This window comes from Bifidobacterium sp. ESL0827, assembly GCF_052606685.1.
The window spans coordinates 760,700-780,145 of record NZ_CP199597.1; the positions used below are offsets into that span (position 1 = coordinate 760,700).

The window sequence follows — 19,446 nt, forward strand, 5'->3', positions numbered from 1 at the left end:
GAGCGCTGTACTGGCGGGATAATGCGCGCATGATTCAGGTCTGGCGCAGGCTGTTCTGCCTGGCTGAAGCCACAGGGATCTGATCTAAATCCTGCCAGATCCATTTTCCGCTATATTATAAGTTAGTCATGAGGGCTGCAGCGCATGTACGCGTCCGGTTATCCTACAAGTAGTTGGACTTTGCGGAGGCGGCCATGTGCTGCTTGGCAGCCTCCTGGACCTTCCGAAATCCCAGGATTATTATCAATCTGCATACAGCAGCGGTCTAAAACGTTACATGATAGCCATTGCTCGTGATTGCAAGTCTGCGATGCTTCGCTGCGGCTATGCCAAAAACGATTGGAAGAGCCGCAGGCCACAGTGTTTTTACAGATTGATCCCCGTCAATAATGGCAGTTTGACTGTGCAAAAACGCAGGTATCGGTAATGACCCTGGCCTGTACTGGCTGTGGCTAAGCGTGAGGTAAGAGGAGAGGACCTTGACGTTGGCAAAGATACTGGATATGAAAAATGATCCCGAGTTGACCTCGGGATCCTATCTGTGGAGCTAGGGGGGTTCGAACCCCCGACCTTCTCCATGCCATGGAGACGCGCTACCAGCTGCGCCATAGCCCCGTGCTTACCTTGCTTGGTGAAGCCTTGCTTATAGTACACCGGGATTGGCGAATGGAGCAACTCAGTGTGTTGCCCCGAAATTGCTGGGATTGTGAGCTATTTGATGGATTTTATCCTCGAATGGTCTTGAGTCATTCCTGAGCTTGCAAGTGCGCTAGCATGATGAACAAGGGGCGACCAAGGGGGTCGGCAGCAACAGAAAGGCGGCGGACCATGACCAGCAAAAACGATGCCGGAGTGCGGGTTGAAAAGCGGAACGAGAACCATCCTGGGGACCAACTCATCATCAACTGCCTGCCCTTGGACCAGAGTGAACGACAGGAATTCCTCCAGGCGGCTCTAGGCGTTCATCAGGAGTTCATTGTCGACACGGACATGCGGCAGAGCATGCATTGGCTCATCGATGTCCCTCAATCCCTCCGATCGGAGGCCACGATCATTTTGGGTAATCCGCCGGCAGAGCAGGTGGTTGCCTGCCGTAACCTGGTCTGGCTGCAGACCAGCAGCGCGGGTGTGGATGCCTACCTGAAACCGGGGGTTCTCCCTCCGGACGCCATGTTGACCAGTGCCTCAGGCGCTTACGGGCAGTCAGTCTCCGAGCACATGTTCGCCATGATGTGGGCTCTGATGAAGGACCTGCCGGCCTACCGGGACAATCAGCGTTTGGGCCGTTGGGAACCTCGCGGGGCCGTCCTTTCGCCGCATGGCTGCCAGGTCCTGGTTTTAGGCACAGGGGATATCGGAGCCTCGTTCGCCTGTCTGGCCAAGGCCGTAGGCGCTCAGACCATCGGCATCAGGCGCCATCCCGACCAGCCGGTGGAGGGGTTCGACCGTCTGGCTGGTTTTGACGATCTGGATGCCCTGCTTCCTGAGATGGACGTGGTGGCCCTGGCCCTGCCTTCAACGCCGCAGACAAGGCACATCATCGACGGCCGCCGTCTGGAGATGATGAAATCCACCGCCGTGCTGATCAACGCGGGCAGGGGAGATGCCGTGGACTGCATGGCTCTGGCCCAAGTCCTGGATAAGGATGTTATTTTCGGTGCAGGGCTGGATGTGTCCGAACCGGAGCCCCTGCCTGAAGACCACCCACTCTGGAGGCAACCACGCTGCCTGCTCACTCCGCATGTAGCCGGGGGAGCTCATCTCCCCTCCAACATGGACAAGGTTCGGGAAATTTGCCTGGATAATCTTCGTCGGTTCATGGATGGCAGACCCCTTCGCAACCGGATGAGGTGACCGCCGTGCCGACAGAGCAAAGCCGTAGCGGCAACAGTCGTGGGCGGACGACTGTTCTGCGGTGGGTGGCCGTTCTGCTGGCGCTTGCTTTGATTGTGGCGGGCTCCTTGGCCTTGGCTGGCAGGCTGATGGGTGTCGGATCTGCTCGCCATGATAATCAAAGTTCCTCTGCAAACGGCCGCAAGACCGCTTCCCATAGCCCTCCCGGGTATTCTCCTGAGCAGACTGCTGTCCACCCGCCTCTGATCTCGCCTGTGGACTACAACCACGACGGTGTGGACGATTACACGGCTATGGTGCGTGGAGCCCATCAGGAGGCACGCATCCATCCACGTTATGACAGCGGCTACTATCAGGGCGGCTATCCACCCGATGACCGGGGTGCCTGCACCGATGAGATCTGGAGGGCCTTCCGACAGGCCGGCTACGATCTCAAAGCCATGGTCGACGCTGACATCGCCTCGTCTCCCGGGGCCTATGCCGGAGTCATCAGCAGGCCTGATCCGAACATCGACTTCAGACGCACCAACGTCCTCGGCGTATTCCTGTCCCGGCACGCCCAGCGTCTGACCAACGACATCGCAGCCACCGACCAGTGGCAGCAGGGCGACATTGTCATCTTCGACACCTCCTGGCACATCGGCATGGCCTCGGATAAAAGGGACAGCCGGGGTATTCCCCTGCTTCTGCACAACATGGGCCAGCGCGCCAGGGAGAACGACTACCTGGGATCGCCCGGTCATCGTCCCATCACCGGTCATTTCCGCTTCGACGCCTCCAAAATCCAACCCGCCGTCCTGCGCCCATGGAGGGGGTGACCCGGGACTACCCTGCGAAATTGAGCACGGCGACAACTGGTTATCTGCTACTATCGGTTCGGCCAGACACGTCGGCCAGGTCCGAGCATGAGAGGCGGTGATGGCGATGATGAGAGTATTCAGCACCATGAATGGGCAGATCGAGCAGATCGGCAAGGCTTCCAAGGGCTCATGGATATGCTTATCGGCGCCCACCGATGTCGAGCTGGCCAACGTCTCGCAGACCACGGGCATAGACTTGGCTGACCTGCGTGCCCCCTTGGACGATGAAGAGCGCTCGCGTGTGGATGTGGAGGACGAGTACACCATGGTCATCGTCGACATTCCCCGGGCCGAGGAGCGCGACGGCCGGGACTACTATGAGACCATTCCTCTGTCCATCATCGTTACGGAGGATCTGATCGTCACCGTCTGCATGCAGGACACCGTCCTGCTCCACCCCTTCATGGAGGGCACCATCCGGGGTTTCAACACCTTCATGAAGTCCCGCTTCATCCTGCAGATCCTCTACCGCAACGCCACCCTCTACCTGCGATACCTGCGCATCATCGACCGCGAGTCGGACCGGCTGGAGCTCAAGCTGCGCCACTCCATGCAGAACCGAGAGATCCTCATGCTGCTGGAGCTCAACAAGACCTTGGTCTATTTCGCCACCAGCCTCAAGTCCAACGAGATCGTCCTTGAGAAGCTGACCGGCCTGGAGCGGATCAAGCGCTACCCGGACGATGAGGACCTTCTGGGCGATGTGATCACGGAGAACAAGCAGGCCATCGAGATGGCCAACATCTACTCAAGCGTGCTTTCAAATATGACCGACGCCTTCGCTTCCATCGTCTCCAACAACGTCAACAACGTCATGAGAATCTTCACCATCATCTCCATCAGCCTGTCGGTGCCTACGCTGATCTTTTCCATGTATGGCATGAACTTCAACCAAGGCATGTTCGGCATGCCCTTTACTGACAAGCCCTGGGGATTTGCGGTCGTGGTGATTCTGTCAGGCCTGGTGACCGCCTTGGTAACCTGGTTCCTGACACGTTCGAAAATGTTCAAGTAGGAATCGATCATGTTTGCACGCAGGATTGCGGCGGCTCTGCTGGCACTGGTTCTGGCGGCGCCCCTGAGCGGGTGCGGATCTCAGGAGGATTCCTACCGTGCGGGTTCCATCGGACCCAAGATCAGCGTGGGCATCTCCTTCGACCAGCCTGGACTTGGATTCGCCCAGTCCGGCCAGTACCGAGGACTGGATGTGGACGTGGCCCAGTATGTGGTCCACGAGCTGGGATACGCCGAGTCGCAGATCGTTTTTCGCCAAGTGAAGCCTGCGGACCGTGAGCACATGCTCGAACAGGGCCAGGTGGACATGGTCGTGGCTGGCTACTCCATCACCCAGGAACGGCAGAAGCTGGTGGATTTCGCCGGGCCCTACCTGGCTGCGGGACAGGACCTCCTGGTTCGCCGCACCCAGACTGACATTGCCGGGGTGGAGGATCTGGCCCAAAAGCGGGTTTGCGTGGCTGCGGGATCCACCTCCGGGGTTCTGGTGCGCTCGCTGGCCCCCCAGGCCCAGGTCCAGGAGCGTGAGGAGTTTCCCGAATGCATCACAGCTCTGCTCAGCGGGGACACCGATGCCGCCAGTGGCGACGACTTCGCCCTGGCTGGGCTGGCTCATGTTCGCGGAGGAGGCCAGCTGCGCCTGGTAGGCAATCCCTTCTCCCATGAACGGTACGGTATCGGTTTGCCCCACGGAGATCCGGAGCTGGTGGACGTCATCAACCAGGCCCTGAAGAGGATGATGCGGGACGGATCCTTTAAGGCTGCTCTGAGCCGGGCATCCAAGTCGATTGGTTTCTCCATGGATGCCGCTGCCCGCACCCTGCAGCCCGGCGATCACTGAGCACGCATTCCGCCAGGATGACGGATGCTGGACATCGGCCTGGCCGTGTCCATGTGAATGGCGATAATTCACCATATGAACGCGAACGAAGACAGGGATCATCAGCAGACCCAGGAATCAGATCAGCCTCAATTCCGCTACGATGCCGCTATGGCTCAGACTATTGAGGAGCGCTGGCAGCAGCGCTGGGACAAGGAGGGCACCTTCTGGGCCGCCAACACCAAGGGTGACTTGACGGATGCCCAGGGAGATCACGCTGGAGGCCGCAGTCCCTACTTTGTCATCGACATGTTCCCTTATCCTTCGGGCAAGGGCCTGCATGTGGGTCACCCCCTGGGCTACATCGCCACCGACGTGGTCAGCCGCTACCATCGGATGAAGGGGGAGAACGTCCTGCACGCCATGGGCTACGACGCCTTCGGCCTGCCTGCCGAGCAGTACGCCGTCCAGACCGGCCAGCACCCGCGGGTCACCACCGAGCAGAACATCGCCAACATGCGCTGGCAGCTGCACCGGCTGGGGCTCAGCTTCGATGATCGTCGCTCCTTCGCCACCATCGATACCGACTACGTGCGCTGGACCCAGTGGATCTTCTCGCGCATCTACGAGTCCTGGTATGACCCCGACTACCGCCGTGCCGACGGGGGGATGGGCTCGGCCAGGCCCATCAGCGAACTGGTCGAGGCCTTCAAGTCCGGAAGCAGGCCCATTCCAGGCCATCCCGACGCCTCTTGGGAGGAGCTGGACGAGGCTGAGCGCTCCGAGGTGCTCAACGACTTCCGCCTGGCCTACATCTCGCGCTCGCCGGTCAACTGGTGCCCCGGGCTGGGCACGGTTCTGGCCAACGAGGAGGTGACCGCCGAAGGACGCTCCGAGCGGGGCAACTACCCGGTCTACCAGCGCGAGCTCAAGCAGTGGTCCATGCGTATCACCGCCTACGGCCACCGGCTTCTGGAGGATCTGGACATTCTGGACTGGCCCGAAAAGGTCAAGCTCATGCAGCGCAACTGGATCGGGGAGTCACACGGGGCTTCGGTGGACTTCACCGTGCCCAGCCCTGACGGCGATCAGACCATGGAGGTCTACACCACCCGTCCCGACACGCTTTTTGGCGCCACCTTCGCCGTGGTCTCTCCCGAGCACGACCTGCTGCAACATCTGCCCCATGACTGGCCTGATGATGTGCCTGAACAGTGGAAGGGTGGCTATGCCAATCCTGCGGAGGGTGTGCAAGCCTATCGCAGGGCCGCCGAGGCCAAGACCGCCAAGGATCGCGTGGACGAGGGCGGGGCCAAGACCGGCCTCTTTACCGGGCTGTACGCGGTCAACCCCATCACCGGGGCCAAGCTGCCCATCTTCACTGCCGACTACGTGCTGATGGACTACGGTACCGGAGCCATCATGGCTGTGCCTGGCGGCGATCAGCGTGATTACGACTTCGCCGTCAAGTACGGCCTGCCCGTGGTCTACACGGTCAGCCCACTGGCTGATTCCGGCCAGACCCTGGACGACTACCGGGGCAAGGCGCCTTTCGTCTCCCACGACGGCGTTGTGGTCAACTCTTCGGTCCAGGCTACCCAGGCCGCTGGCGATCCGCTCAGCCTGGACGGTCTGCGGGTTGACCAGGCCATCGAGAAGGTCACTACCTGGCTGGAGTCGGCCGGGGTGGGCCACGGGACGGTTTCCTACCGGCTGCGTGACTGGCTCTTCTCACGTCAGCGCTACTGGGGCGAGCCTTTCCCGGTTGTCTATGACAACCAGGGCCTACCGCACCTGCTGCCCGACGATCAGTTGCCGGTGGCCCTGCCGGACGTGCCCGACTATTCGCCCAAGACCTTTGACCCCGAGGATGCCCAATCCAGCCCGGAGGCCCCGCTGAGCCGCAACCAGGACTGGGTGAACGTGACCCTGGACCTGGGTGACGGCCCCAAGGTCTACCACAGGGACACCAACACCATGCCCAACTGGGCCGGCTCCTGCTGGTACTACATGCGCTACATCGATCCCAAGGATGACCAGCACATGGTTGATCCGGAGGAATATGACTACTGGCTTGGACCCAAGCACAATGCTACGGCCGGGGAGTCAGGCGGTGTCGACCTCTACGTGGGCGGTGTGGAGCACGCGGTGCTGCACCTGCTCTATGCCCGCTTCTGGCACAAGGTCCTCTACGATCTGGGATACGTCTCGTCCAAGGAGCCCTTCCACAAGCTCTTCAACCAAGGGATGATCCAAGCCTACGCATACACCGACCAGCGCGGCCAGTACGTGCCCGCCGCTGAGGTGGAGGAGCACGAGGAGGGCGGCAAGGTTAGCTACACCTGGCAGGGGCAGCCGGTTAACCGCGAGTTCGGCAAGATGGGCAAGAGCCTCAAGAACATCATCACTCCGGACGACATGTACCGCACTTATGGAGCCGACACCTTCCGCCTCTACGAGATGAGCATGGGTCCCCTGGACGAGTCCAGACCCTGGAACACGCGCAACGTGGTGGGCGGCATGCGCTTCCTGCAGCGGCTCTGGCGCAATGTGGTGGACGAGCAGACCGGCGAGGTTGTCCTGGACGAGGGCGAACCCGACCAGAAGACACTGAAGCTGCTCAACACCACCATCCACGATGTGACCGTGGAGATGGAGGCCATGCGTCCCAACACAGCAATCGCCAGGATGATCGTGCTCAACAACCATCTGACCGGATTGAATCCGACGCCCAGGGCAGCCATTGAGCCACTGGTGCTCATGCTTTCGCCCATCGCCCCACACATCTGTGAGGAGCTCTGGAGCCGTCTGGGTCATAAGGAGTCCCTGGCGCATGCCCAATGGCCGACCTGGGATGATCGATATCTTGGCGAGGACACGGTTACCGCCGTGGTCCAGGTCAAGGGCAAGGTTCGCGGCAAACTGCAGGTCAGCCCCGACATCGCGCCCGACCAGCTCAAGGCTATGGCCCTGGCACTACCCGCCGTCCAGGAGCGGCTGGGCGGTAAGGAGCCGCGCAAAGTCATCGTTAAGGCGCCTAGGATCGTTTCGGTCGTGCCAGCCTGACCCTGCGCTGTCCGCAGCCAGGCTGTGGACGGATGACGACATTCGACCACATAACCCCTCGACCTCATACCGGGGGGCTTTTTCGTGTCAGGCTGGGCTCATGAGCATCAACATCACCCAGCCCCCGGCGCCGCCCATCCAGGCTCTGGCTCTGAATCAATCCGTTCGATCAAGGGGGCCAGCCCAAGGAATGGCCGAGTCTCTGGCACGACGGGATCGGCCTGTCTGGTCGTTTACGCCGATTCAGGCCTTGACAGCCATCCTTATTCTGGTGGCGGCCCTGGCAGTCAGCTTGACCCTGCTGGCCCAACAGGGACATGCCCTGGCTGCAGGAGTGGCCGATGACGAATCCGGTGCCAGGTCATCGGCTTCGGCGAATAGTGATGTAAAGAGTGCTGCGCACCGAGGCAAGCATGTCTTGGGAAACGAACACAGCCGCAACACCCATGGTGATGCGGAAAGCGAAAAGGCAGATCCAGTCTCAGGCTCCGCTCAAAATGCCGAACAGGCTGACAATGCCACTACTACGTCGGCCTCCAGTGACTCAACGAAGACGGCCAATCAGGCCGGACGCGTGAATCTTAACGCCGCAAGCCAGCAGGATCTGGAAAACGTCAAGGGAATCGGTCCGGTCACGGCAGCAAAAATACTGGAGCACCGACGCGCCATCGGCGGCCGCTATACATCAGTCGATCAGCTCCTGGATGTTTCCGGTATCGGTGCCAAGACCCTGGCTCGATTACGCCCATACCTGGTTGTGCGATGATGGCCGTCCATGCAGGGGATCAGGATGTAGCAGATCGTGAGAACGGCAATCGCAATCTTCGTATGCTCCCCGCTGCTTGTGTAGCTTGGGCGGTTGCGCTGCTGGTCCCCTGGCTCCTGGACAGGAGCATGGGCGGATCAATGCCCGAATCAGCCAAGCGCGCTGACTGGGCCAAGACGGCTGGGGAGTCCAAAGGCGGCATGGTCGTTGGAGGTATGGACTTAAAGGTCTGGGTGATGCCGATTATCCTGGCGCTCTCATTACTCATTGCAATGGCCCTGCTCGCCATCAAACTCGTCTGCTTGGTAGCTACAGATGACCACCATTACAGGGGTCTGGTATTTCGTCAGTCCCTTCGTTCACGTCGACGGAAGCTGCTGCCTCGAGTTTGTGCGCGCACTGGGAACAAGAATCATTGGAGTAAAAGAGGTTTGAAGAAAAACCATTGGAATCCGCCTTGTTGGAATGTCAGAGGCACCAGCCATTTGAACATGACTTATCGGAGTGCTCATTTTTATTGGCTGTACCGATTCTCAGGCGAAAGTTCGTGTACTCCGTTCAGACACCATTCTGCTCACGGTTCTTCCTCATTCCGTTCGTCCTCCGTGATTGTCTCCGCTTTGCGGACCTTGGCATCCACTCGGCTTGCTCATAGGAAGTTGCCGACGCTGGCTGTCCTGGCCGTGGTAGCTTTGACTACCGCATTGGCCGCCACAGTCGGTCATGCGTCAGTGCGTGGCGGGCCGGCAGCCCGGCAGGTCCGTCTGGGGAAGGCGCTGGCCGAGATTCGTGGCGAGGCTGTGGGACCTATGAGTGCCTCCTCTCGTCGAGGTTGGGATTGTCAGACAGAGCTCAGGCTGCAATGGGTGACTCTGGCCGGAGTGCGTATGCCTTCCAATGAGCGGATCATGCTCTTTGCCCGCGGTCGGTCATGCATGTTGCAGCAGAGTGGACAGTATCGTGCGCGAGGACTCTTGAAACCTTCAGCGTACGGTCGTCCAATGCCTTGGTTGGCTGTGGAAGATGGCATGAAACAGGTCAGCCCACCAGCGCCCAGCAGACAATTGATCGCTCGCATGCAAGGGGCCTTTCTCGAACAGACCAACAGACTGGAAGACCAGGGGCGGATCCTAGTGCCTGGGTTGACTATGGGCATCCTGGGCAACCAGGCCCTGTCCGAGTCTTCCCTCGGCAGACCGGCAGTGGAGCCCGCCTATGCCGCCCGTCTGACCCATGACTTCCAGGCATCGGGCACCCTTCACCTGATGGCTGTCTCCGGCGGGCACTTCATGATCCTGGCCTCTCTGCTGGTTACGATCATGCGGGCCTTTCGCTCACCCCCCTTGCTGACGGCCTTGGTTTTGTCTGCTGCCTATCCAGGCTTAGGCATGCTGATGGTCCCAGGGGATTCAGTCTTGCGAGCTCAGGTCATGGGGCTTCTTTCAGCGTTGGCTCTGGCTGCCTGTCGGCCTGCCCAATCATTGAACACGCTGTCATGGTGTGTTCTGTTGGTCCTGATTCTGCGTCCATCCATGGCCGCAAGCTTCGGCTTCGCGCTCTCTTGTGGTGCCGTGTTGGGTATCGGCCTGGGCAACCGGCGTGTGATGGCCCTTCTTGAAGACCATCTTCCAGCATTTCTGGCACGTCCATTGGCCACAACTTTATGCGCCCAGGCGGGGACTCTTCCTGTGCAGGTGCTGTTCAGCCCTGGACTGCCTCTGCTGGCCCCACTGGCCAACCTGCTGGTCACTCCTGTGGTTGACGTCGCGACTGTGACCGGCCTGCTGGCCCTGCTCACTTCCTGGCTATGGCCCGCATTGGGACTCCTGCTGGCCCGGTTGACCTCCCTGGGCACCGGGGTCATGGCTTTTGTCTCTACGTGGCTGGGCGAGGTGGCTGCTCCGGCGGCTTGGCCATCGGGGCCAGTCGGAAGCGCCTGCCTGGTGGGTTTGGGTGTTATGGCCGTGATCATTCATCGACTGATTCAATTCATCCGTGCCCGGGGGCAAGATCGCTCATGGTCGGCTGTGACAAACGTGGCTTCCGGGGTTCCCTTTCGGCCATCGGCTTGGTCGGCAATCAGGGGCTGGTTGCAGCAGACCTATGGCCTTCTAGCTCAGTTGGTCTTCAAAAAGCGACCGTCGTTAATGTCCAGTGATGAAGGGAGATTTGAGTCATGACCAAAGCTCAGCAGGAGAACCTTTCCGTCCATCTAGTGGTCGGCGGCGATCCCTTCCTCAACGGGCAGCGCGTCAAGGAGCTGTGTGCAAAGGCATGTGCCGATCATCCGGACAGCGAATACATAGAGATGGACGCGGCAGACTGCGACGCTTACGCCTTTCAGGAGGCGGTTGGACCCTCCCTGCTCAGTCAGACGGCCGTAGTCCTTCTGGAGGATCTGCAGGCGGCCGACGAGGCCTTGACACAGGCCTTGGTGGATTTCTGCCACGAGCCGGCAGGGTCCGAATCCAGCATCGTCATCGCACGTCATGACGGGGGCAACCGGGGCCGCAGGCTTCTGGACCAGATGGAACGGGCCGGAGCAGTCATAGAGCGTATGCCGGATCTGAAGAAGTTCGATGACAAGGTCGACTTCGTCTATGGGCAATTCAAGTCCCATCAGCGTCGCATCCAGCCACGGGCGGCCCAGCGCCTAGTGGATGTCCTGGGCGAGCGGACTCCGGAACTGGCATCCATGTGCTCCCAGCTCTGCTTCGATTTTGACCAGGATCCCATGACCTTGGAGATCGTCAACCGGTATTTGACCGATAACCCGGCTGTATCCGGATTCGCTGTGGCAGACAGGGCCCTTGCTGGCAGGCCGGCTCAAGCGGTCGTCGCACTGCGTTCAGCTCTGGAACAGGGCAACGAACCGATATCCCTGATTGGGGTACTGGCCCTGAAGCTGCGAACGCTGGGCAAGGAGGCAGCCATCGAGTCGGGATCCATCACCACAGCCGAGGCCAAGGCCGCATATTGGCAGTTACGAGAAGCCAAGAGGCAGCTGCATGGATGGACCTCCTCCGGTCTGGCGGCCTGCATTGAGGCCTTGGCCCAGGCTGATGAGGTCAGCAAGACCAGCAGCGGCGATGCTCGCTATGCTCTGGAACGCGCAGTGGAGATGATTGCCGCCAAGGGAAGGACATTGGCATGAGCCTGCGGGACAGCGCCGGGCAGCAGGATGGGTTTGAGCTGGCCGTGCCTACGGGCGAGGATATGCAACGCTTGGGCAGAAACCTGGCCTCCTGTCTGCATGGTGGGGATGTGATTCTTCTGTCCGGACCTCTGGGGGCGGGTAAGACCACCCTGGCCCAGGGGCTGGGCAGCGGACTTGGAGTGGACGGCCCTGTGGTCTCGCCCACGTTCACCATCGCAAGAGAGCTGCATGGCCATCTGTCCGACGGCTCGCGGGTCACCCTGATCCACGTGGATGCGTACCGGCTGGGTGGACAGGACTATCTGCCTGGCGAGGATGCTGTTGATCGGCTCCTGGACGAGTTGGAGTCCCTGGGTTTGGATGAGGAGTTGGAGGATCCGGGCCAAAGCACCATCGTGCTGATGGAATGGGGCGAGCAGATGGCCTCAGCGCTAGCCGATCAACGTCTGGAAGTGGTCATCGACCGACACGTGGATGCCCGGGAAGATCCTGACGCGCCACCCAGCTCCCAGGGTCAGCGTATGGTACGTCTGCGTGGAGTAGGCCCGTCATGGGCCACCAGATTGGAGCAGCTGAGAAAGGCGATGACGGCATGAGCGGGACCGATACGCCCCTTTTGGTGATCGATACCTCATATGGCTCGACTGTGGGACTGCCCGGGCGGGAGCCGTGCATAGAGAGCGATTCGCGCTCGCATGTGGAACGTCTCCAGGTCAATATCGCCAAGGTCATGGACCAGGCCGGGCTGTCTGCAGAAGATTTGAGCACCATCGTGGTGGGACTGGGCCCTGCGCCTTTCACCGGTCTGCGGGCAGGCATCGTCACCGCCAAAGCCTTGGCGTTTGCCACGGGTGCCCATCTGCTGGGCCAGGACATTCTGGAGCCGCAGGCCCGCTATGCTTACAGCCGGTTCAAGCAGAAGGGCCAAGACCACATCCGGCTTCTGGTCCTGGCTGTCAACGATGCTCGACGTCGGCAGCTTTACTACCGTCTCTTTGACGACTTTGGAGATGTGGAAGCCCCGGCCCGGCCGCTGACCGAAATGAGCATCGACTACCCAGCCGTTGTCTGTGAGAAAATCGCGGTTATTGCAGAAGGGCAGGAGTCTCTGGACCAGGGTCCTGTTGTTCTGGTTATTAGCGGCCATGGAGCTGGTCGCTACGCTGACCAGTGGGAGCGTCTGGATAATTGTTCTGATATACAGGTGATGCTGGACGAAGGATCCTTCCTGTTGGATGGGACACAGGGGACAAGTCTGATGGCTGCTTGTGCATGCCGACGTGCCCAGCAGGGGCTGATTGACCCCGTGGAGCCGCTTTACCTTCGTCGACCGGACGTCTCGGTTCCCAATCCGCTTAAGCACGTGGCTGTCCAATCATGATTCGCGCAGCGGCCTTGGGGGATCTGGACCAGCTTATCAATCTGGAGACGCGCGTCTTCGGCGACCAGGCCTGGAGTTGGCAGGAGCTGCGATTTGAGTTGTCTGGACCTTCACGCACATACCTGGTATGGGAAGACCAGAGTGCCATTTTGGGTTACGGAGGGTATTGGTCGGGCGAAAGGGATGCCGAGCTGATGACTATGGGAGTGCTACCGGAAGCCCGGAATCGGGGCATTGCGGGTTCTCTGTTGACCAAGCTGATCGCTTCAGCCGACTATGAGGGGTTGCAGCGCATGGATCTGAAGGTCCGTGTAGACAACTCCGCTGCCATTGACCTCTACAAGGACTTCGGCTTCTCACAAACGGGTCTGCGTAAAGGCTATTATCAGCCCGAAGACGTGGATGCCTGGGCTATGACCAGGCCCTTAAGCTCGGTCGGACCGGGTCCGGTGGGCTTTGGCGGCAACAAGCTTTCAAAGGGACAGGAAAGGATCATTGACCATGAGTGAGCCTCTGGTGCTTGGCATCGAATCCACCTGTGACGAGACCGCGGCCGCCCTGGTTCAGGGCAACCGGCTGCTGTCCAACGTGGTGGCGTCCTCCATGAACGAGCACGCCCGCTATGGTGGTGTCATACCCGAGATCGCCTCGCGGGCACACGCTGAGTCCTTTGTGCCGGTCGTTTCCAAGGCCCTGAATGATGCAGATATGGACCTTTCCCAGATCGACGCGATAGCGGTCTCGGCTGGTCCTGGACTGGCTGGATGCCTGGCCGTAGGTGTTTCCGGTGCCAAGGCACTGGCCTGGGCGGCGAAAAAGCCCCTGTACGGCGTCAACCATGTCATCGGCCATATAGCTGTCACTCAGCTCCAATTCGGTCCCTTCCCACAGAACGCCCTGGCCCTGATCGTCTCCGGCGGCCACACTTCGCTGCTGCATGTGGATGACCTGGCGCGATCGGTCCAGGTGGTGGGTACTACTCTGGACGACGCGGCGGGGGAGTGCTTCGACAAGATTGCACGCCTGCTTGGCTTCCCCTATCCTGGCGGTCCCCACATAGATCGCCATGCCCGTCTGGGCGATCCTCACGCCATCGCTGTGCCCCAGGGGCTGACAAAGGGCCGGGCTGGAGCCGAGCATCCCTATGACTTCAGCTTCTCCGGGGTCAAGACCGCCGTGGCTCGATGGGTCGAACGCAGACAGCAGGCCGGGCTCGATATCCCCGTTGATAACGTCTGCGCCTCCTTGGCGGATTCCGTGGCCACCGTCCTATCCTGCAAGGCCATGGCCGCCTGTCGCAGGTTCTGCACGGATACCCTGATCGTCGGCGGCGGGTTCTCGGCCAACTCGCAGCTGCGCGGCAAGCTTCAGGAGTTCGGCGACCGGGAAGGCGTTAAGATCCGCATTCCGAAGGTCAACCTGTGCACAGACAATGGTGCCATGGTGGCCATGCTAGGCGTCAATCTGGTCCAGGCTGGCCTGTCTCCCTCTGCTTCTGATTTCTCCATTGATTCGGCGATGCCTATGGACAGGATCCTGATGTAATCGACACGCCAAGTTGTCGGATACGAAGGTCCTGACTATAGTATGGTAATTGTGTTCAGCAAGAGTTGAACGGGACATTCCCGCATAGCTCAGTTGGCAGAGCGTTCGACTGTTAATCGAAATGTCGCTGGTTCAAGCCCAGCTGCGGGAGCTAATGGCCGCCGGTTAGCCGGCGGCTTTCCATATGTGGGCGTATTCGTGCTTTTGCAATGAACAGGATTGCCGTTATCATAGGCTAGCTTATTTGTTTCGATTAACTAGCTGATTGAAGATGGGCCTATAGGAACTAAACGCGTTGTTTTAGGTTCTGTGTGTGGGTTTGGTTGTGTGTTGGTCAGAGTGTGGTGTTGGGGTATCTGACTGGTGTGTGGAACTCGTTCCAGTTGATGGCGGTGCCGTAGTGTTCGGGCTCGTCCTGTTCCTGTCTGGTTTCCCGTTTGGGTGCTGGTTGTGGCTGGTGGTGTTCGTCCCTGATCAGGCTGGCGGGGTCGGGGTTGTCGGTTTTCATGTAGCAGTGCCATTCGCAGGCGCGTCTCATGTGGCTCTCGGGTAGGCCGTGGTGTTGCAGGAGGGTGCGTTTGATGGGTGAGTTGACTCCTCCTTCCAGCCGGTTGGTGGTGCGTTCCACTGGCCCGCCGGCGGTGAGTTCGGGTTCCAGGAAGGCGAAGAGCTGCCTGTCTTGGAAGAGGTGTTCGAGCCTGCGGTAGCAGCGGCGGAGTTCCTGGTGGGTCCACCACCAGGATTGGTGGCTGGCTTTGGGGTTGGCTGGGTCGTCCTTGGCCATGGTGCGTTCGTCGATGAGGGTTTTCCATCTTTCGTGCCAGGCGTTCAAGGCCTCACCCCAACGCACCGCTTCCTCGATGGTATGGACCCGGGTGAGCTGGTCGGAGAGTCGCTTGAGTTCCTTGCCGGCCTGAAGTCGTGGTTTGAGTGTCAGGTCGGTTTTGGTGTTGCGTTGCACGTGCACCAGGCAGCGTTGGATGCGCGTGCCCGGCCAGCAGGCATGGCAGGCTTTCTGCACGCCGCGAAGGCCGTCGGTGATGAGCACGTCGGGCCCGGGGATGCGGGAGAACAGGGCCGTGTAGGCCGCCGTGTTCTCCTGATGGCACCACTGCCAGTCGATGACCTGGCCCGTCTGCCCGTCGATCGCTATCAGGAGGCACCAGCCGTGTGCCATATACGTGCCGTCGGCCATGAGCGTGTGATGGACCACCCCGTCCGGTGTGATTGCCGGCTTGATGTTCCAGCACCAGCCGACCCGTTTACGCCAGGCCCTGGCGCCCATGGCCCCCATCTGTTCCTGGGTCCTGCCCGTCAGCAGCCAGTCCAGGAACTCCCTCAACTGCGCGGCGCGGGCCCGGTCCTGCCTGCGCGCGGTGGACGTGATCGAGCAGGACGGACACATCCAGCGCTGCGTGCCTGATCTGTTGCGCCCATGCTTGCGCATCCGCCCATGGCATATGGGGCAATGCCTGGCCCTCTTCGATCTGGTTCTCATTCCCCAATCGAACAGGAACGGGCACCCCTGCAAGACCCCTATTAACAACCCGACCTATTAACAACCACCCAACACGCTTACAGCCACAAGGCCAAACCCCCAACATAAACAACGCGTTTAGTTCCTATAGCCCTGAAGATGGTCAGAAATCTGCCTTCCTGTGTTTTCTTAACCATGGTCGTGGATAGTCGGCCTGGAGCTTTGTCTACGGACACAGCAGCCATAAAAACCAGCAAGTCCGATAGGCATCGTGTTGCTTTAGATGGTGTGTCGCGCGTATTTTCAGGCCAATTAGAACAACGTTGTATGTATTGTGGATCATGCTTTTTCTTTTTGTTGTATAGTATACGAAGTGATGTGCAGGGTTGCACGAAGAAAAGCGAGGTAGATTATGACCCAACTGCATATTTCCTAGTGAAAACAACGTTGTACTCAAAGCGTAAGACCCTGCACTACTTAAAGTAAAGAGAAGGCAGGGGAAAGGAGACCAGATCCATGGAAGAACGGCAACAATCAAAGCCTGGGAAGGCGCGATTGATTCTAGACACGGGGACAAGGTCCATTCCCATTAACGACCGCGTTTTCGGCTCTTTTGTCGAACATTTGGGTCGTGGCATCTATACCGGCATCTATGAACCGAACCATCCGACTGCAAACAAGGCGGGATTCAGACAGGATGTCATTGATTTGGTAAAGGAGCTTGGCGTCACTGCCATCCGCTATCCTGGCGGGAATTTTGTTTCCGGCTATCGTTGGGAGGATGGTGTCGGGCCGCGCTCTGAACGCCCTAAGCGTATCGATTTGGCTTGGCATTCGGGCGAGAGCAACGAATTCGGTCTTCATGAGATGGCGGATTGGCTGGATGAATTAGGCGGCAACGAGCTCATGGAAGCTGTCAATCTTGGTACACGGGGTATTCAAGAGGCGCTTGATCTACTTGAATACGCCAATATTCCTTCTGGCACGGCCTTGTCTGACATGCGTCGACGCAATGGCCGCGAGCAGCCTTTCGGAATTCGAATGTGGTGCCTAGGCAATGAAATGGACGGGACTTGGCAGGTCGGTCACAAGACTGCCCACGAATATGCCAGGCTGGTTACTCAGACTGCAACGGCCATGCGTATGATCGACCCGGGTCTGGAGTTGGTAGCCTGTGGCTCCTCTTCGCACAGTATGCCTACCTTTGGTGAATGGGAACGGACTGTACTGGAGGAAGCCTACGATCAAATCGACTTCATTTCCTGCCATGCTTATTATGAGCCGCATAATCGCGATATGGCCAGTTTCTTGGCTTCTGGCGTCGATATGGATGGGTTCATCCGCGATGTGGCTTCGGTCATAGCTGCGGTTCGAGGCAGACTCAAGAGCAAACACCAGGTTTATATATCTTTCGACGAATGGAATGTCTGGTATCAGGATGCAGAACCGAGTAAGCCTCCAGTAGGCATAGGCAACTGGCCTCAAGGTTCCAGACTTTTGGAAGATATTTATTCGGTTGCGGATGCAGTGGTGTTTGGCGATCTGCTGATCACCTTGCTCAGGAATGTCAATATCGTTCATTCTGCCAGCCTGGCTCAGCTGGTCAATGTCATTGCGCCAATTATGACAGAACCCGGTGGCCCTGCTTGGAGACAAACCATCTTCTTCCCCTTTGCCTTGACTGCCAAATACGCCAAGGGCGGCAGTGTGCTGGCATCTCAGGAAGATGCTGATTCATGCGAAACTAGTCAATACGGCGAAGTGCCGATGACGGACTCTGTGGTGGTCAGAGGAGCCGATGGCTCACTGACTATTTTCGTTGTCAATCGCAGTCTTGATCGGAGCGTGGAGTATCGTTCCGACGTTTCTGGACTCTATAAAGCCGGGAAAGTGGTTATTCAGAGCATCCATGACAAGGATGTTGCTGCTCGCAATACGCTTGAAGATCCTAAGCGTGTTGGTTTGCAGACGCGTAAGGACTTTACCTTTGAGAACGGTAAATTGAGCATCATACTTCCCCCGGTTTCGTGGACGTCTATCCACATAGATTGATAATTAAAAATTGTTGGTTTCCACATATATTCAAAGGAGAAATAATGAGGAGAACTGTGAGAATCATTGCAGCGGCACTCTCGGGAGTCTTGGCGATTTCCATGGCTGCCTGTGGCGGCGGCGGAGGAGCCAAGAATGAAAGTCAGGCTGAGCACAGCGATAAAACCGCGAATGCCAATGCTCAGTGCCAGAACAAGGTCAAGAAGCCGAATGCTCAAAAGGTTACCGTATGGGCCTGGTACCCGGCCATTCAGAAGGTAGTTGACGACTACAACGAGAACCATGACGACATTCAGGTTTGCTGGACGAATGCTGGTCAGGGAGGTCCTGAGTACACCAAATTCAATAATGCAATAAAGGCCAAGTCCGGCGGCCCTGACATCATCCAGCTCGAGTATGAAGCAATGCCGCAATTCGTTGCGGGTGCCCAGAAGCATCTGGTCGACCTCAGCAAGTATGGCATGAATGACCACAAGCAGGAGTACACGGAAGGTGCCTGGAAGAGCGTGAGCATGGGCGGCGGCAACTCCGTCTACGGCGTTCCTGTCGATCTTGGTCCCTTCGTCATGTATGTACGTCAGGACATTTTCGATAAGTACCACGTCAAGGTTCCTACTACTTGGGAAGAATTCGAGCAGGCAGGCAAGGATCTGAAAGCTGCCGGTTTCGACGGGTTCCTGAGCGATTGGGCTCCTAACGGCACTGCTGTCAATCCTGCACTCTTCGCTCAGGCTGGAGAGAAGGTATACAAGTATTCGTCAAAGACGCCTGACAAGGTAGGCATCAAGTTGAATACCCCAGGTGTACAGAAGGTTCTTGAGTACTGGCAAAACCTGGTCAAGGAGGGGCTGGTCGACACCACGGACTCAAATACGACCGACTGGAACAACAATATGATTGCTGGCAAGTATGCGGCCTATGTTCAGGCTTCCTGGCTGACTGGCTACATCAAGGGCTTGGATAACTCCTCAGGTGGCAATTTCAGGATCTATAAGGCGCCGGTTTGGGATGACTCCACGCCTCAGGTCAACCAGGGAGGATCAGCTTGGGCTGTGACTGATCAGGCCAAAGACACCAAAGCAGCGGCCAGCGTTGCTCACGATCTGTTCGATTCGGATACAGCACAGCATATTGGTGTCACCGATGGCGGATTGTTCCCGTCCTGGAAGAAGCAGCTTGCATCTGACGCTTTCAAGAACATGCAAGAGCCATTCTTGGGCAACCAGAAGTCCAATGAAGTCACCATTCCTGTGGCAGACGCTTGGAAGGGCGACGAGTTCCTGCCCTTCCAGACTTATGCCTATGACGAACAGACCAAGTCTTTCTCAGCAATTGTCAAGAAAGGTGATGATTGCAAGGAGACCTTGAAGGCTCTTGAAACCAAGCTGAACAATTATGCAAAGCAGCAAGGTTTCACCGTAGAGTGACTGCTCATTTAATTGGAGGGATGTCGT

The 19,446-nt window shown here is 58.6% G+C and carries 15 protein-coding genes and 2 tRNA genes; 15 read left to right on the plus strand and 2 right to left on the minus strand.

Features of this window, described 5'->3' with window-relative positions:
- Positions 1 to 542: 542 nt before the first annotated feature.
- Positions 543 to 615 (minus strand) — tRNA-Ala (locus ACUIAI_RS02870).
- A 213-nt stretch (positions 616 to 828) separates the two neighbouring features.
- Here ACUIAI_RS02870 and ACUIAI_RS02875 point away from each other — a divergent pair.
- The 13 genes from ACUIAI_RS02875 to ACUIAI_RS02935 all read left to right on the plus strand — a co-directional run bounded on the left by ACUIAI_RS02875 (position 829) and on the right by ACUIAI_RS02935 (position 14,614).
- The gene (locus ACUIAI_RS02875) at positions 829 to 1,854 is read left to right on the plus strand and encodes a D-2-hydroxyacid dehydrogenase (RefSeq protein ID WP_445342581.1); all 1,026 of its coding nucleotides are present in this window, start codon (positions 829 to 831) and stop codon (positions 1,852 to 1,854) included.
- Between the two features lie 5 nt (positions 1,855 to 1,859).
- Positions 1,860 to 2,672 carry a DUF1287 domain-containing protein gene (locus ACUIAI_RS02880; protein ID WP_445342582.1) on the plus strand — a complete coding sequence of 271 codons (813 nt, stop codon included), beginning with the start codon at positions 1,860 to 1,862 and terminating at the stop codon, positions 2,670 to 2,672.
- A 106-nt stretch (positions 2,673 to 2,778) separates the two neighbouring features.
- The gene (locus ACUIAI_RS02885; RefSeq protein WP_029678922.1) at positions 2,779 to 3,729 is read left to right on the plus strand and encodes a magnesium transporter CorA family protein; all 951 of its coding nucleotides are present in this window, start codon (positions 2,779 to 2,781) and stop codon (positions 3,727 to 3,729) included.
- Positions 3,730 to 3,738: 9 nt separating this feature from the next.
- On the plus strand, positions 3,739 to 4,569 hold the full coding sequence (locus ACUIAI_RS02890) for a glutamate ABC transporter substrate-binding protein (RefSeq protein WP_110412739.1): 831 nt from the start codon (positions 3,739 to 3,741) through the stop codon (positions 4,567 to 4,569).
- Positions 4,570 to 4,644: 75 nt separating this feature from the next.
- The gene (gene leuS / locus ACUIAI_RS02895) at positions 4,645 to 7,614 is read left to right on the plus strand and encodes a leucine--tRNA ligase (RefSeq protein ID WP_445342583.1); all 2,970 of its coding nucleotides are present in this window, start codon (positions 4,645 to 4,647) and stop codon (positions 7,612 to 7,614) included.
- A 100-nt stretch (positions 7,615 to 7,714) separates the two neighbouring features.
- On the plus strand, positions 7,715 to 8,380 hold the full coding sequence (locus ACUIAI_RS02900) for a ComEA family DNA-binding protein (protein ID WP_445342584.1): 666 nt from the start codon (positions 7,715 to 7,717) through the stop codon (positions 8,378 to 8,380).
- Between the two features lie 659 nt (positions 8,381 to 9,039).
- A complete protein-coding gene (locus ACUIAI_RS02905) occupies positions 9,040 to 10,560 on the plus strand; it encodes a ComEC/Rec2 family competence protein (protein WP_445342585.1) in 1,521 nt (506 codons plus the stop codon).
- Positions 10,557 to 11,534: a DNA polymerase III subunit delta gene (gene holA, locus ACUIAI_RS02910; protein WP_254477127.1), complete on the plus strand. Its 978-nt coding sequence runs from the start codon at positions 10,557 to 10,559 to the stop codon at positions 11,532 to 11,534. Before ACUIAI_RS02905 ends, holA begins: the two co-directional genes overlap by 4 nt.
- Positions 11,531 to 12,133, plus strand: a complete 603-nt coding sequence (tsaE, locus tag ACUIAI_RS02915; RefSeq protein WP_254477128.1) for a tRNA (adenosine(37)-N6)-threonylcarbamoyltransferase complex ATPase subunit type 1 TsaE — start codon at positions 11,531 to 11,533, stop codon at positions 12,131 to 12,133. Before holA ends, tsaE begins: the two co-directional genes overlap by 4 nt.
- Positions 12,130 to 12,918, plus strand: coding sequence for a tRNA (adenosine(37)-N6)-threonylcarbamoyltransferase complex dimerization subunit type 1 TsaB (gene tsaB, locus ACUIAI_RS02920; protein ID WP_254477129.1), 789 nt, complete (start codon positions 12,130 to 12,132; stop codon positions 12,916 to 12,918). Before tsaE ends, tsaB begins: the two co-directional genes overlap by 4 nt.
- A complete protein-coding gene (gene rimI / locus ACUIAI_RS02925) occupies positions 12,915 to 13,427 on the plus strand; it encodes a ribosomal protein S18-alanine N-acetyltransferase (protein WP_445342586.1) in 513 nt (170 codons plus the stop codon). The genes tsaB and rimI overlap by 4 nt, the downstream gene beginning before the upstream one ends.
- Positions 13,420 to 14,463 (plus strand): tRNA (adenosine(37)-N6)-threonylcarbamoyltransferase complex transferase subunit TsaD, encoded by a 1,044-nt coding sequence (gene tsaD, locus ACUIAI_RS02930; protein ID WP_445342587.1) that lies wholly within the window; start codon positions 13,420 to 13,422, stop codon positions 14,461 to 14,463. Before rimI ends, tsaD begins: the two co-directional genes overlap by 8 nt.
- Positions 14,464 to 14,541: 78 nt before the next feature.
- Positions 14,542 to 14,614 (plus strand) — tRNA-Asn (locus ACUIAI_RS02935).
- A 183-nt stretch (positions 14,615 to 14,797) separates the two neighbouring features.
- Here the strand turns inward: ACUIAI_RS02935 and ACUIAI_RS02940 are convergent.
- Entirely contained in the window at positions 14,798 to 15,961 is a 1,164-nt protein-coding gene (locus ACUIAI_RS02940) for an IS1249 family transposase (RefSeq protein ID WP_445342580.1), read from the minus strand.
- A 495-nt stretch (positions 15,962 to 16,456) separates the two neighbouring features.
- Here ACUIAI_RS02940 and arfA point away from each other — a divergent pair, with 495 nt between their 5' ends.
- The gene (gene arfA, locus ACUIAI_RS02945) at positions 16,457 to 17,992 is read left to right on the plus strand and encodes an arabinosylfuranosidase ArfA (protein ID WP_445342588.1); all 1,536 of its coding nucleotides are present in this window, start codon (positions 16,457 to 16,459) and stop codon (positions 17,990 to 17,992) included.
- 56 nt (positions 17,993 to 18,048) lie between these two features.
- Entirely contained in the window at positions 18,049 to 19,419 is a 1,371-nt protein-coding gene (locus ACUIAI_RS02950; protein WP_258334427.1) for an ABC transporter substrate-binding protein, read from the plus strand.
- Positions 19,420 to 19,446: the final 27 nt, after the last annotated feature.

Excerpts from the sequence above, each read along its gene's own strand:
- ACUIAI_RS02875 (WP_445342581.1), top strand. The coding sequence starts at position 829 with ATGACCAGCAAAAACGATGCCGGAGTGCGGGTTGAAAAGCGGAACGAG.
- ACUIAI_RS02885 (WP_029678922.1), top strand. The coding sequence starts at position 2,779 with ATGATGAGAGTATTCAGCACCATGAATGGGCAGATCGAGCAGATCGGC.
- ACUIAI_RS02890 (WP_110412739.1), top strand. The coding sequence starts at position 3,739 with ATGTTTGCACGCAGGATTGCGGCGGCTCTGCTGGCACTGGTTCTGGCG.
- leuS (WP_445342583.1), top strand. The coding sequence starts at position 4,645 with ATGAACGCGAACGAAGACAGGGATCATCAGCAGACCCAGGAATCAGAT.
- ACUIAI_RS02900 (WP_445342584.1), top strand. The coding sequence starts at position 7,715 with ATGAGCATCAACATCACCCAGCCCCCGGCGCCGCCCATCCAGGCTCTG.
- holA (WP_254477127.1), top strand. The coding sequence starts at position 10,557 with ATGACCAAAGCTCAGCAGGAGAACCTTTCCGTCCATCTAGTGGTCGGC.
- tsaE (WP_254477128.1), top strand. The coding sequence starts at position 11,531 with ATGAGCCTGCGGGACAGCGCCGGGCAGCAGGATGGGTTTGAGCTGGCC.
- tsaB (WP_254477129.1), top strand. The coding sequence starts at position 12,130 with ATGAGCGGGACCGATACGCCCCTTTTGGTGATCGATACCTCATATGGC.
- rimI (WP_445342586.1), top strand. The coding sequence starts at position 12,915 with ATGATTCGCGCAGCGGCCTTGGGGGATCTGGACCAGCTTATCAATCTG.
- tsaD (WP_445342587.1), top strand. The coding sequence starts at position 13,420 with ATGAGTGAGCCTCTGGTGCTTGGCATCGAATCCACCTGTGACGAGACC.
- ACUIAI_RS02940 (WP_445342580.1), bottom strand. The coding sequence starts at position 15,961 with ATGAGAACCAGATCGAAGAGGGCCAGGCATTGCCCCATATGCCATGGG.
- arfA (WP_445342588.1), top strand. The coding sequence starts at position 16,457 with ATGGAAGAACGGCAACAATCAAAGCCTGGGAAGGCGCGATTGATTCTA.